Source organism: Allohahella marinimesophila (assembly GCF_039538005.1).
GTDB lineage: Bacteria > Pseudomonadota > Gammaproteobacteria > Pseudomonadales > Oleiphilaceae > Allohahella > Allohahella marinimesophila.
Genome location: NZ_BAABBO010000009.1, coordinates 434,714 through 449,266 on the forward strand (window position 1 = coordinate 434,714; position 14,553 = coordinate 449,266).

The window sequence follows — 14,553 nt, forward strand, 5'->3', positions numbered from 1 at the left end:
CAGGCTCTTCAGCGGTTCAGACGGTTGTCGATGAGCTCGTCAACCACCTGCGGATCGGCCAGTGTCGAGGTATCGCCCAGGGTCTCGTGCTCATTCGCAGCGATCTTGCGCAGTATGCGCCGCATGATCTTGCCACTGCGGGTTTTTGGTAGCCCGTGTGTCCACTGAATCATGTCCGGGGAGGCTACCGGGCCGAGTCCCTTGCGCACCCAGTCTCTCAACTCCTTGGTGAGCTGCTCGTCGGGCACCACGCCGTCGTTGGGAATAACGTAAACATAGATGGCCTCACCCTTGAGCTCGTGCGGGAAGCCAACCACAGCAGCTTCGGCTACCTTCGGATGGGAAACCACGGCACTTTCGACCTCAGCCGTTCCGAGACGATGACCAGACACATTGAGTACATCATCGACGCGCCCTGTGATCCAGAAATGCCCGTCTTCGTCGCGCTTCGCGCCATCGCCAGTAAAGTACATGCCGTCGTGGGTGCTGAAATAGGTGTCGATAAAACGCTCGTGATTGTTCCAGATGGTTCGCGCCTGACCAGGCCACGAATCCAGAATGACCAGATGACCATCAGCCTTGCCTTCGAGGATATCGCTACGCTTGTCGACCAGCTGTGGCTGAATGCCAAAAAAAGGCGTCATCGCTGCGCCCGGCTTGGGCTCTACCACATAGGGCAACGGCGTCATCATGATGCCGCCGGTTTCAGTCTGCCACCAGGTATCGACCACCTGACACTGTCCCTTGCCGAACTCGTCGTGAAACCACTGCCACACGCCGGGGTTGATGGGCTCCCCCACCGAGCCAAGAATTCTGAGCGAATCCCGCTGGCTGCTGCCAATAGCCCTTTTCTGATCGGTCATCAGGGTTCTGATGGCAGTTGGCGCAATATAGAAGATATTGACCTTATGCTTGTCGATCACCTCACCGCAGCGGCCGAGATTCGGATAAGTCGGCACGCCCTCATACATCAGCGTGGTCGCGCCATTCGCGAGCGGACCGTACACGATATAGCTGTGACCTGTGACCCAGCCTACGTCCGCCGCGCACCAGAATACTTCGCCGGGCTGATAGTTGAAGGTGTAGCTGAAGGTGGTGGCGGTGTAGACGAGGTATCCGCCGGAGCTGTGCTGCAGACCCTTCGGCTTGCCAGTGGATCCAGAAGTGTAAAGGATGAAGAGCGGATCTTCGGCATTGACCGGGACCGCCTCATGCACGGCCTCGTGGGTCGGCACGAATTCGTCGTACCAGAGATCATGATCCAGCCAATCGACGCTATCACCGCTGACTTTTGATACCAGTACCGTCCGGACCTGATGCCCCTCGGGCTGCTGCTCAGCAATCTTCAGTGCTTCATCCACGTTAGGCTTGAGCGGGATGGTCTTGCCGCCACGATGGGAGCCATCGGCCGTGATCACCATTCGCGCCTGGCAGTCGACAATTCTATCGGCAAGGGCGTTGGCCGAGAAACCACCGAATACCACACTATGAACGGCACCGATACGGGCGCAGGCCAGCATGGCGAAGGCAGCCTGAGGCACCATTGGCATGTAGAGGATGACGCGGTCGCCCTTGGTGATGCCACGAGCCTCCATCGCGTTCGCCAAGCGGCAGACTTCCTCATACAGCTCACTGTAACTGATGGTGCGCTGCTGGTCCGGGTTGTCGCCTTCCCAGATGATGGCGGCCTGACCGGATCGGGTTTTCAGGTGACGGTCGACGCAGTTGACGCAGACGTTGAGCTCACCGTCTTCGTACCAGCGGATATGCAGATCCTTGCGGGCGAACGAGACATCCTTCACCGTCGTGAAAGGCTTTATCCAGTCGATTCTGTCAGCCTGTTCGCCCCAGAATCCTTCATTATCCGAGACCGAGGCCTTGTACAGCTTCTGATAGGCTGCGGCATCGAGTCGCTTGTTCACCTTTCGGCCATCGACCGCTGTACTGTTCCCTGCTTGTTCTCTTGAATCGGACATGATCGGCTCCTTTGTATGGCACTCTATTTTCCACTGTAGCATGGCGTCAACAATTAGACCTTGGTCGACTCACAGCACTTGCTTTCGTGGCTGTAAATGATAATAATTCTCACCTCTATTATTATCCACAGCCGGTCAGGGAGAATGCAGATGTACTTCAGTCGCTCACAGCAGAGGCAGGGACGCAGCAAACACGCGCTACTTGCCATCGTCATTGGTATCAGTATGGCGGCTTGCCAGAGCCAGCCTGAAGAGACGCTGGTTGTGCCAGGCGAAGCCTCGGAGACCTTCGAGCAGTCGTCCTCGTCGGGCACTGCCGAATCAAAGGCGGCTACCAGCGCAGATTCAGCGACTCGTGAAGTGACTGCAGACACCGTTGCGGCACACTATCCCGATCTCGCGCTGGCCATTTATGCGGATTCACTGACAAAAGCCGAAGCCTTGCTGTCCGCGAACCAGGCTCTGATTGCCGATCCGAGTGAGAATACCCTGAAAGCGGCTCGTGAAGCCTGGCTGGCCGCCCGTGTGCCCTACCAGCAAAGCGAAGTCTTCCGCTTTGGCAATCCGCAGGTCGATGAGTGGGAAGGTCGAGTGAACGCCTGGCCGCTGGACGAAGGCCTGATCGACTATGTCGCCAGCAGCTATGGCACCGCCTCGGAAGACAACCCTTTCTATACTGCCAATGTGATCGCGAATGAGTCACTGCAAATTGGTACTGGAAAGGTCGATGCGTCGAGCATTACGCCCAATCTGCTTCAGAACGAGCTTCAGGAAATAGCAGGTAACGAGGCTAACGTAGCTACTGGCTACCACGCTGTTGAGTTTCTTCTCTGGGGGCAGGATCTCAACGGCACTGGGCCTGGCGCAGGCGATCGAAGCTACACAGACTTCTCCACCAGCGAGTGCACCAACGGCAACTGCGACCGTCGGGGTGAATACCTGATTGCTGCCAGCGAACTGCTGATCAGCGACTTGCGGGAGATGGTATCCGGCTGGGACGAGAATGGAGACATTCGTCAGGCGCTCGAGGCTCAGGGTACCAAGGCCACTCTGTCGGCAATGCTGACTGGCATGGGTTCGCTGTCTTATGGTGAACTGGCTGGGGAGCGTATGCAGCTTGGTCTGATGCTGCATGATCCTGAAGAAGAGCATGACTGCTTCTCTGATAACACGCACTTCTCCCATTACTACGACGCAGCAGGCATTCAGAATATCTTCGAAGGCCGCTATCGCCGGATCGATGGCTCCGTGGTCTCGGGTCCTTCACTTGAGGCCTTGTTGAAGAAAGACGCGCCCAAGGTGGCGCTCGGTCTGGACAACGCGATTAGCCAGACCATGGATGCCATGAGTCAGTTGGTGCAGCGCGCTGAGAAGACCGAAGCCTATGATCAGATGATCGGAGCTGGTAATGCTGAAGGCAACGCCGTGGTGCAGAAGGCTGTGGATACGCTCGTCAATCAGACGAAATATATCGAACAGGCTGTTGCAGCGCTCGATCTTGGTACGCTGACCTTCGAAGGGTCGGACAGCCTGGATCAGCCTGAGGCAGTGTTTGAATAAGAGCATTTCCGCAGCGAATATTCGAGTCAGCATGCTGACCCGAACTACGCTGGTTGCTACTTGGCTGGTGGCCGCTGTCCTGATGGCTAGCGGCTATGCGGCCGCTGGACAAGCAACAAAGGCGCCTGCTAGCCATGAGGCGCCTTTGTTATGGCGGGATGATCTCAGTCCCGGCGACCGCGAGCGTGTCGCGAAAATTCTGAAGAGCGATCCCGCCGCGGTGGAGCCCTTTGAAAATATGCCTGCCGGCAAGGCCACCTTTACCGGCACCCTCGATACCAATGCTTTCTCTCACTTTCCACCCTCACTGTCATTCGAAGATGAGCAGCGTTTCAAGATAGGCAACGGCCTGTTCAGAAAAATCTGGGTATCCTCGCCGGCCTCGACGCAGGCCTCGGATGGTCTTGGACCCCTTTTTAATGCCAGAGCCTGCCAGCAGTGTCACGTCAAGGATGGTCGTGGTCGGCCACCGCTGGCCGATGAGCCGATGTTGTCGATGCTGATGAAGGCCGTGATCAGCGATGGCGCCGGTGTGCGGCCAGACCCTGATCTTGGTGAACAGATTCAGAATTTTTCTGTCGCTGGTGTTCCTGCAGAGGCAGAGACCGACATCAGGTATACCAGTACCTTCGTCACCGTCAACGCCGGGAGCGGCAAGACCAAACAGGTCGAGCTGCTGAAGCCGAGCTACCAGCTTCGGGCCCTGCATGAGAACGATGAGGCGGCCGGACTGGAGAATCCTGATCGCATACTTGGCCCCCGCGTAGCGCCGCAGATGATCGGTCTTGGCTTGTTGCAGGCCATTCATGTCGGCGATCTGGAAGTGCTGGCCGATGAAGAGGACGCCGACGGTGATGGCATCTCGGGGCGGATTCACCATCTGCCACAGCCGACGGTCGAAAACCAGCAAGCGCCGGGGCCCCTGGTGGGACGCTTCGGCTGGAAGGCTACTACCGCCAATATCCGCCAGCAATCCGCTGACGCCTTTTTCAATGACATGGGGCTGTCGACCAGTCTTCGGCCCGGGCCCTGGGGCGATTGTACGGTCGGCCAGGTGATCTGCCGGAGTGCACCTCATGGCGTCGGTTCGTATGGCGATATTCAGGAGCTGCATGAGGTATCGGACGAAGCACTTGACCTCGTCGAGTTTTATTCGGCCAATTTGGCAGTGCCTCAGCGGCGTGATGTGGACGAGCCGGTGGTGCTGGAAGGCAAGCAGCTGTTTCACGCGGCTGGCTGTGCCAGCTGCCATACGCCGAAATTCGTCACCAGCCGCCATGCCAGTCAGGGCGACTATCAGTTTCAGCTGATCTGGCCTTATACCGACCTGCTACTTCATGACATGGGTCCCGAGTTGGCGGACAACATACCCGTGGGGGCGGCTTCTGGCAGCGAATGGCGTACGGCACCACTCTGGGGGATCGGCTTGACCGAAATGGTCAATGGCCACACCCGCTACCTGCACGATGGACGTGCGCGTAATCTGCTCGAGGCCATCCTCTGGCACGGCGGAGAAGCGGCTGCAGCGAGGGACAGGGTCGCAGCCATGGAGCCGGCGCAGCGCAGTGCCCTGGTCAGATTCGTAGAGAGCCTGTAAGGGCGCTCTTTTCATCGCTCATTCATAGGTCGCTTTACATGACTTCATCTCATCATTCGGCTTTCAGGCGCCGTCAGGTCCGCTTGGCCAGCTTGATCCTGCTATGTCCACTCTCGCTGAAGGTGGCTGCAGCGCAGGTTGCTACCCAGCAGGCTACGCCTGAGTCTATTCAGCGCTATCTCAACGAGGCCTATGGCCAAGTGCAAGAGTCGGCCAGAGCGCTCGAGCAGAGCACCGCGAAGCACTGTTCAGCCGCATCTGGCACGGGCCAGGCTGCCACTGCAGCGCAGCAGACCTTGCAGCGTTCATTCGAAAGCCTGGCCATGAACTGGTCGCGGGTGTCTTTCATCCGGATAGGTCCCTATCGCGAAGACCATGTCGGGCAACGAATTCAGTTCTGGCCTGACAAGCGAGGAAGTGGCGAACGGCAGATCCAACAGGCCCTCATGAGCCAGCCCGAAACGCTCCTGCAAGCCGACTCCTTGCAGCAGCAGAGCGTGGCCCTGCAGGGCTTGCCGGCTTTCGAGGCGGTTCTGGAGCAGTTGAATCGCCCCGCTGCGATGTCCCCCGATGCTGGCAAAGCCGCCTTCTACTGCAACTACCTCGGCTCACTGGCCGATGGCATGGTGGCCACGACCGCCCAGCTCTCGGAGCACATGTCTGAGGGCAGCGAGGCCTTGAAGGCATTGACCTTCTCGCAATGGATGGAAGTCATTCGCGGCGGTTTGCAGATTTCCGGGGAGATGAAGCTCGGGGCTATCGAACAGTCGATGCGTACACAGCTCGAGCAGTTGGGCGGCTCGACGACGCCTGAGCGGCTTGAGCTCACACGCAAGGTGCCCTTCAGCCGGGCACATCTGGCGCTCGCGAGTGTGGGTGCTGAAATCCACGGTATCGACACACTGTTGGAGAGTGCACCAATCAAGGGCTTGCTGCAGGACAACGAAGCCGGTTATGTTGCGTCCATACGCTTCCAGCTGACTCAGGCCGAGCAGGCCGTCAAGACACTGGCAGGTCTCGAGGGACGTGCTGTGACGGCAGGGGAGCTGGAAGAGGCCATCGACACCGTCGACTATGCCAGTGGCATGCTGGCCCAGGCTAGTCGCGATCTCATGACGCAACTCTATCCAGCCCTCGGGCTGGCCCGCGGCTTCAATTCAATGGATGGAGACTGATATGACTATTCCTGCAAGGCACTCCCGTCGCCGCTTCCTTGGCAGTGTCGCGGCCTCTTCTGTCGCCAGCGCCTGTATTCCCGCCTTCCTGCTGCATCGTAGTGCGGTCGCCGCGCCTGTTGACGTAGAGCGGTCGGCGACCGAGTCGTCCGCTGATCTCGCATCCGCATTCATGGAAGCAGATAGCAATCCGCCGCGCTACCGTCTAACCCTGGGGGGGCGTCCCAGCGAAGCCTTACCCGGGCGTGCGCACGGGATCGCCATCAATGCCGACCGGTCCATGATAGTGAGCTTTGCCCGCAGACCAGAGCGCTGGATGCAGGTTTATCGCAGAAATCACGCCGGCGACTACGTCCTGAGCCATGAACTGAACACGCCTGAAGACCGTCATGGCATGGGGCATGGCGTGTTCTCGGCTGACGGCGCTCGCCTTTATACGACCGAGAATGATTTCGGCCAGTCCAGAGGCGTCATTGGTGTTTATGACAGTGTGAGCTTCCGTAGAGTGGGTGAAATCGACAGCGGTGGTGTCGGTCCACACGAAATTGTGCTGCTGCCAGCATCGGCGTCGACAAGGCCCGCGAACAGCGACATCGTTTGCGTGGCCAATGGGGGGCTCGAGACCGATCCCGACTTCCCCCGAATGATTCTGAATGAGGGGCAAGTCGAGAGTTCGCTGGCTTTCATCGAAATCACCGGCCGGAATGGGTATACAAGCGCAAGCCTCGACAGTCGGGTGCTCGGACGACACCGCCTGCCGGAGTCAGGTAGCAGTCTGTCCATTCGGCATCTCGCTGCCGTCGATAGCGCCACAGTATGTTTCGGATGTCAGGATCAGGATCAATCATCGACCAGCGAGTTTTCCGATCGTCTGGTGGGGGTGGCGACCTTCAGACCGGATCAGGCCGCTGCCATGCAAATGCTTGCCCCGGTACCAGACGCGTCGGGCTATATCGGCTCGGTCGCTTATGATGTGCAGTCGAAAACCGTATTGACGTCTGCACCTCGAGGCAACACGGTTGCCATGTGGCGCATCGACAAGCCCCACGAAGCGCCCATACTACACAGCATCAACGATGCTTGCGGCGCCTGTGTCCCCGCAGCCCAGCCAGGACACTTTCTCGTGAGCACTGGCTTTGGCGAACTCTGGCTTCTGCCCGCCAATGGTTCTCGCCCCGAGTTGATCGTAAGCGCCGCCAGACGGCATTACGACAACCATATGACCATGATCTGATCGACAACAAAAACCCGGTGTCTGGCTTCCAGAGCACCGGGTTTGAGTGAGCCTGATTCAGCCAGTCCGCGACACGCGAACCGGCGTCAATTGATCAGTGATCCCGAACAGGCTGCCCCCCGGCTGTCAGATCATCCCTGTCACCGTTGCCTATCACCAGCGTCTCTTCAACCACCTCGGTGGGCTCGAGCTTCTTGGCCAGCAAGATATAGAATGCTGGCAGAATGAAGATCGTGAAGAAGGTGCCAATACCCAGACCCGTTGCAATCGTCAGACCGATGGCGAAGCGCGATGCCGCACCCGGACCGGCAGCGATCAACAGCGGGACCATGGCGAAGATCAGCGCCAGTGAAGTCATGATGATCGGTCGCAGACGAATCGCTGCGGCTTCGATAACCGCCTCACGCTTGTCCATACCCCGCTTTTGCAGCGTATTGGCAAACTCCACGATAAGGATACCGTTTTTCGCCACTACGCCGATGAGCGTGATCAGCCCCACCTGGGTGTAGATATTCATTGATGCAAAGCCCAGCATGATGAAGGCCATCGCCCCGGCGATCGACATCGGTACCGACACCAGGATGATCAGCGGATCACGCCAGCTTTCGAACTGCGCAGCCAGTACCAGGTAGATGACCAGCAAGGACAGGAAGAAGGTCACCATCAGGGCGCTGCCAGAACTTTCGAACTGTCTGGACTCGCCCTTGAAGTCATAGCTGAAGCCTTGCGGGAAAATCTCGGCAGCCTTCGTCTTCATGAAGTTTACAGCGTCACCCATGGGTACCGGTGGCGCGGGTATACCCTCGATGGTGATCGAATTCAGCTGGTTGAACTGTGTGCGGGCCGAAGGTTCGACACCATGCTCGAAGCTGACCACAGCACCGAGCGGCACGAGCTCGCCGGAGTCAGCGCGAATGTAGAACTCGTTCAGCGCCTCTTCCGTCATGCGCGCGTAGCGCTCCACCTGCGGAATCACCTCGTAGGAGCGGCCTTCCATATTGAAGCGGTTGATATAACCGCCGCCAAGCATGCTGCCCATGGCCTGACCGATGTCCTGCATGGACAGGCCGAGATCCGCTACCCGGTCCCGATCGACCTTCACCTTGACGACCGGCTTGTCGATGTTGATCGACTTTTGTACGAACATGAAGTTGCCGCTCTGCATGGCCGCACCCACCATCTCGTCAGCTACCTGGTCGAGCTGCTGGAAATCACTGCCAGTCGTGATCACGAACTGGAATGGCAGGCCGCCACTGGCACCGGGCAATGATGGAATCGGGAAGACGGCTGAACTCAGGCCGGTAATCTGCGCCACAGAGGCTTGAAGCTCAGGCATGATTTCGAACTGTGAGACGTCCCGCTCGCTCCAGGGTTTCATCTTGAAACCACCGAAAACGGCGTCTGGGCTGGTCACACCCACGAGCATGAAAGTCTCGTCGTAGCCAGGGACCTGCTCGAAGGCGGTCTGCATTTCTGCGCCGTACTTCTGCAGGTACTCGAGTGTGGCCGTTTGCGGACCCTTGCCCTGAAACAGGACGATGCCACGGTCTTCGGCGGGCGCCAGCTCGTTCTGGCTGAACATCACCATGAAGTAGATGGAGACCAGGATCACCACGGCGAACATGATCACAGGCGATAGCACCTTGACCACCGCCGATAGTGAACGCTTGTAGCCGGCAGCCAGTTTCTCGAAGGCATGTTCCACTGCATTCTCGAACCGGGAGGACTCGCCATGAGGCTTGAGCACCTTGCTGGCGAGCATTGGAGACAGCGTGAGGGCGATAATACCGGATATGACGACAGCACCTGCCAGGGTGAAGGCGAATTCTGTAAACAATGAGCCGACCAGCCCACCGAGGAAGCCGATCGGCGCATAAACGGCGACCAGCGTAATGGTCATGGCAATGACCGGATTGGCCATTTCACGCGCACCGGCCAGGGCAGCCTCCTTCCGTGACTTGCCTTCGACGATGTGGCGATGCACGTTTTCGACAATGATGATGGCGTCATCCACGACCAGTCCGATGGCCAGCACCAGTGAAAGCAGTGTCAACAGATTCAGCGAGAAGCCGAGCACCAGCATGATGAAGGCGCCACCGATCAATGACAGCGGTACTGCGACGGAAGGCACGATCGCCGCACGCAGCGATCCGAGACAGAGGAAAACGATGACCAGTACGATGCCCACGGCTTCGAGCAGGGTCTTGATGACCTCATTGATGGAATCGTCGATAAAGGCGGAAGCATCGTAGGGCAATTCCACCAGCAGGCCCTGGGGCAGCTGCGATTCGATATCGGGTAGCAGGTCCTTGACCAGTGCGGCTACGTCCAGCGGGTTGGCGCCTGGCGCCAGGTTTATGGCGACATAAGTCGAAGGCTTGCCCTTGTACAGGGCGATGTTTTCGTAGGTCTGGGAGCCGAGCTCGACTCTGGCAATGTCCTTGAGACGAACGATGGCATCGTCGGTACTCTTGATCACCAGGTTTTCGAACTGCGAGGTGTCGGCCACATCCGTGTTGCTGGTCAGGTTGACCTTGATGAACTCGGCCTTCGTCTGGCCAACGGCTGATACGTAGTTGTTTCGAAGTAGTGCCTGCGAGACTTCGGTCGATGTGAGATCGACAGCTGCCAGCTTCTGCGGATCGAGCCACACACGCAAGGCGAAGCGACGCCCCAGCAGCTCGGCCTTGCCCACGCCGGCGAGTGCCTGCAGGCGCGGTTGTACCTCACGGGCCAGGTAGTCCGTAATCTGCGGCACTTCCATCACGTCGCTGAAGAAAGCGATGTACATCAGGGCATTGCCGTCACCGGTCGTGGAGCTGATGACTGGATCCTGCGCCTCGGCAGGCAACACGTTGCGCTGACTGGCCACCTTCGACTGGATCTCGGCCAGGGCGGCATTGGCGTCGTAGTTCAGCTCCATCTGCGCTTCGATGGTCGACATACCCTGGGTGCTCGAAGAACTCAGGAAATCGATGCCCTTGGCTTCGGCAATGGCCTGTTGCAAGGGCTGGGTGATGAAGCCCTGTATCAGTTCACTACTCGCCCCGGGGTAAGCCGTGGTCACAGTGACCTTGGTACTTTCGAGCTCAGGATACTCCCGGATCTCCATTTCCATCATGGCGCGGGCGCCAATGAGGAGAATCAGCAGGCTGACGACCGTCGACAGAACCGGCCGGTGTATGAAAATGTCGGTAAAGCGCATGATTATTGTGCTCCAGCGCTGGCTGGCGCCGCTTCAGCCTGGGCCTGCTTGATCTGCACGGGCTGGCCGGCACGCAAGCGCAGCAGGCCTGTAGAGACAATGCGTTCGCCGACCTCGAGCCCCTTGGTCACTTCAGTCATGCCGTCACGCATGCTGCCGGTTTCGATGGTGCGGCGCTCGGTGACAAGCTGCCCCTCATCATTTTCGATGAGCACGTAGGCGAAGTTGCCATAGGTGTTGAAGGCGATGGCCGTGTTGGGGATGGCGACGATAGATCGCTCGTCTTCAGCCAGCGTCTCGATCGTCGCGAACATGCCCGGCTTCAGACGCTGGTCAGCATTGGCGAGCTCGGCGCGCAGCTGGACAGTGCGACTCTCTGCCGTGACTGAACTGTTGATCGCGCTGACTTTGCCTTTGAAGCTTTCGTTTGGCAGCGCAGCGACACTTACTTCCACCGTATCGCCAATTTCGACATTGCTCAGCTCGCGCTCAGACAGCGTGTACTGTACGAGAATGGGGTCCAGCATGTTGATCTCGACGATCGGTGTTCCAGCCGGAAGATATTCGCCGAGGTCGACGAGCCGAAGGCCAAGGACACCATCGAACGGCGCCTTGAGCACCTTCTTGCCGAGCTGGGCTTCGGCTTCCTGAACTCGAGCCTTGGCGGTTTCCATGGCGGCCTGGGTTTCGTCGACAGCAGACTGTGACACGGCGCGCCTGGAAATCAGATCCGCATTTCGTTGGTATTCCTTGCTGGCCAGCATGGCCTCGGCTCGACGGGTGGTCAGCGCGGCTTCATCGATGGCGCTGTCCAGTCGCACCAGCTCGTCTCCAGCCTCGACCCGCTGACCAGATTCGAACATGAGTTTTTCAACGACACCGGGCAGTTCGTTGGCGACCTCTATTCCGTTGATGGCCCGGGTACTGCCGACCGACTTGATGGACGGCTGCCAGGTCACGGTACCAACTTCGACCGCGTCCACGACAGTGGCAGGTTGCGGCTGCGAAAACTGCGCCTGCATCTGCCCGATCTGGTAGAACTTGTATCCGAAAATGCCACCGAGAATGACGACCAGCAGCACCAGCGCCACAACAAACCGAGAAAAAGTACCCATGCTGCAGACGTCCTTCTAAGTAATCAGAATTGAATTGGGGCGAGAGTGTACAGCGTATAGTGCCGCTGTCGCCAGCGTTTGCAGGCACATTTCACAAAAGTTTACCGGCCGCAGATCGGCCGGAAACTGAAACGCCTCAGCGAGCGCTCCGAATCTCGTAAAGCCGGTCTGAGCCATCAATGCTCTCATAGACCAGTCGAGACTCGGGCCAGGCACTCACCACCGCATCTACCAGGTCCTTTCGCCCATTGGAATTTTCGCCGGTGACGAACCAGACCCGCGTTCCACTCTCCACCAGCGCCTCGACCTCTTCATAGCGTGACAGCATCGGAATGCCGGTCCAGAGATGCTCGGTACCACGGCAGCTGATCGTTTCGAGGTAACGAATGTCGTCCCTGGTGTGGAAGATATAGCTGATGTTCGGTATGTAGAAATCGGCAGCCGGTGAACTGGAGATCACGACATCCTCGGGTGCTGCCAACTCGGCCACTTTCTGGCCGACAGTCTCGAAGTCGTCCCGCTGATAGTAGTGAAATTCCGTAAACAGCGGGTAGGCCGAACGAAGGCTGTACTCGGCATGGTCTACGAATACGAGGTGGCGCCAGCCGTAATGCTCAGAGCTGAGGACGTAGCCGCCAAGCCCGGTCAACAACGCAAAGGCGTAGATCGTGCCGGTTCGATCGCTGGCCAACTTCCCAATCTGAAGGGCAAGCCAGTGGATCGATATCACGATGAACAGCAGCATGAGGGGATATAGATGAAAACTGTAGCGGGTGAAGGTGAAGCGCGTGTTGAGCAGACAGAAAACAGTCAGACAACCCAGAAATACGAATAGCAGTATTTTCAGCGCTTGCCCTTTGTGACTGTCGGCTTCAGCTGAGTGCCTCATTGGCATGCTCAGTTGGTGGATGAGCCCGATCAGCGACACTATGCCGATACCCGCGACGATCCAGATTGTCTCGATCGGAATGGCCGTAAGATAAGTATTCACGAAGCCCCAGAAGAACGAAGGATAGTTCACGAGCGGGACCGGGCTTTGCAGTATCAGTAGCCAGCCGACAGCCATTGCGGCCACACCGGCGACGTAGGCTATAAATGAAGCCCGCCTGATGGCGGTGAAATAACCGAGCAGCATGAAGAGAAATACGGTAACTGTCGCCAGCATGAACAGGTGCAGCAGGCACAGCAGGATCGCCGCTGATATCACGGCCGCGGCCCGCCAGTCGATCAGCCGTTCACGGTAGTCCCTGATCAGCCTCCAAATCAGCCAGGCGCCTCCTGCTGCGACCAATGCCAGCCCCAGCAGGGCGAGTGGTGAATCAAGATTATTCATCAATGTGCCAGTCTGCAGGTCTGGCAGGTCGATTCGACTATCGGAAGGTGGGCGCTTGAAATCTTCAGGCGTGCGGGAGGGGGCGCCGAAACTGCGCATATCCACCAGCTGGAAGGCGAGCGTGACGACCGTCGCCAGGCCAACAAATGGCCAGTACCATCGGGGTGTGCGCGGCAGCGTTCGCGCTTCCAGCGGAGCCAGGATCAAGGGAATGAAGCACAGCATCAGCACGAATACCGCGCCTTCATGCACCAGCACAGCGACAAGGGCCGTCAGCGGCAGGCGCCAGAATGCTTCCGGGCGACCCGCTCGCCACTGCAGCAGCCACAGCACCTGTAGCGCGAAAATCAGCTGGAAGAAGGCGTACATGCGGGCAAAGCGCGCAAACTCGATTTCCCAGAGTGAAATCAGGAAGAGCGCGGTAGTCAGCAGCGCGACCGGCTTCGAGACCACATGGCGTGCAATGAAGTAGATAACCGGCGCCGTAAGCAGGTTGGCGACGGCCGTGGGTAGGCGACCTGCCAGTTCAGGATCTCCGGTCAGATACAGCAGGGGCGCCGTAATGTACTGCTGCAGCAAACCGCGTACATAATAGCCGCCACAGGGAAACTCGGGGATACCCTTGTCGAGGATGAACTGCACCGAGCTCATGAAGTAGTATTCATCCAGGCTCAGGTTCCAGACGCCGAGACCGACGAAACGGCTCCAGATACCTGCCAGTAGGGCGAAGCCAAGAATCAGCCAGGCGAGCGGGATTAGCCAGGCAGGCGTGGCAGGAGACTGCTGTGAATGTGAATCAACCAAAGCTGGGTGTCTCCGCAAGATACTGGTCTTTCAGGCGCACGTAGTTGGCCGCTGTGTACTTGAAGTATTCGGTTTCGCTTGCCGAGAGCGCTCGCACGCGCTGCGCAGGCGAGCCAACGTACAGGCTGTCGCTGTCCAGCTCCTTGCCAGGTGGTACCAGTGAGTTGGCTCCGATGACGACGCGTGACGGGACCACGGCACCATCCATGATGATGGCGCCCATGCCGACCAGTATCTCGTCGCCCAGCGTGCAGCCATGCAGCACTGCCCGATGACCTACTGTGACATCGTTGCCAATGATCAGTGGATGCCCGTCCCGGGTAAAGGGGCCGGCATGGGTGATGTGCAGCACGCTGCCGTCCTGGATACTGCAGCGGTCACCAATGCGGATACGGTGCATGTCCCCACGTATGATCGTGCCGGGCCATACTGAGCAATCCCGGCCCAGTTCAACGTCACCAATGACGACAGCGCTGGGATCGATGAAGGTCTCAGCCCCGATTTGTGGGTGCTTGCCCTGAAATTCACGTAGATTCATACTGACCGTCCAATAT

The 14,553-nt window shown here is 58.4% G+C and carries 9 protein-coding genes; 4 read left to right on the forward strand and 5 right to left on the reverse strand.

The annotated features are described in order from the left end of the window. Positions 1-8 precede the first annotated feature (8 nt). Positions 9-1,976: an acetate--CoA ligase gene (gene acs, locus ABD735_RS10680; protein WP_344806148.1), complete on the reverse strand. Its 1,968-nt coding sequence runs from the start codon at positions 1,974-1,976 to the stop codon at positions 9-11. Positions 1,977-2,126: 150 nt separating this feature from the next. Between acs and ABD735_RS10685 the strand changes: the two genes are divergently transcribed. Genes ABD735_RS10685 through ABD735_RS10700 form a run of 4 tightly spaced genes read left to right on the forward strand, consistent with a single transcriptional unit; the run spans position 2,127 to position 7,542 of the window. Then, positions 2,127-3,536: an imelysin family protein gene (locus ABD735_RS10685; protein ID WP_344806150.1), complete on the forward strand. Its 1,410-nt coding sequence runs from the start codon at positions 2,127-2,129 to the stop codon at positions 3,534-3,536. After that, a complete protein-coding gene (locus ABD735_RS10690) occupies positions 3,529-5,133 on the forward strand; it encodes a di-heme oxidoreductase family protein (RefSeq protein ID WP_344806152.1) in 1,605 nt (534 codons plus the stop codon). Before ABD735_RS10685 ends, ABD735_RS10690 begins: the two co-directional genes overlap by 8 nt. Positions 5,134-5,171: 38 nt before the next feature. Beyond that, complete coding sequence (locus ABD735_RS10695) at positions 5,172-6,308, forward strand: imelysin family protein (protein WP_344806154.1); 1,137 nt, start codon at positions 5,172-5,174, stop codon at positions 6,306-6,308. A gap of 1 nt (position 6,309) precedes the next feature. Then, on the forward strand, positions 6,310-7,542 hold the full coding sequence (locus ABD735_RS10700) for a DUF1513 domain-containing protein (protein ID WP_344806156.1): 1,233 nt from the start codon (positions 6,310-6,312) through the stop codon (positions 7,540-7,542). 94 nt (positions 7,543-7,636) lie between these two features. Here ABD735_RS10700 and ABD735_RS10705 read toward each other — a convergent pair whose 3' ends face one another. The 4 genes from ABD735_RS10705 to ABD735_RS10720 all read right to left on the reverse strand — a co-directional run bounded on the left by ABD735_RS10705 (position 7,637) and on the right by ABD735_RS10720 (position 14,537). Beyond that, entirely contained in the window at positions 7,637-10,747 is a 3,111-nt protein-coding gene (locus ABD735_RS10705; protein ID WP_344806158.1) for an efflux RND transporter permease subunit, read from the reverse strand. A gap of 2 nt (positions 10,748-10,749) precedes the next feature. Further along, complete coding sequence (locus ABD735_RS10710; protein WP_344806160.1) at positions 10,750-11,862, reverse strand: efflux RND transporter periplasmic adaptor subunit; 1,113 nt, start codon at positions 11,860-11,862, stop codon at positions 10,750-10,752. A 136-nt stretch (positions 11,863-11,998) separates the two neighbouring features. Next, a complete protein-coding gene (locus tag ABD735_RS10715; protein WP_344806162.1) occupies positions 11,999-13,999 on the reverse strand; it encodes a glycosyltransferase family 39 protein in 2,001 nt (666 codons plus the stop codon). Beyond that, on the reverse strand, positions 13,992-14,537 hold the full coding sequence (locus ABD735_RS10720) for a gamma carbonic anhydrase family protein (RefSeq protein ID WP_344806164.1): 546 nt from the start codon (positions 14,535-14,537) through the stop codon (positions 13,992-13,994). The genes ABD735_RS10715 and ABD735_RS10720 overlap by 8 nt, the downstream gene beginning before the upstream one ends. Positions 14,538-14,553 lie beyond the last annotated feature (16 nt).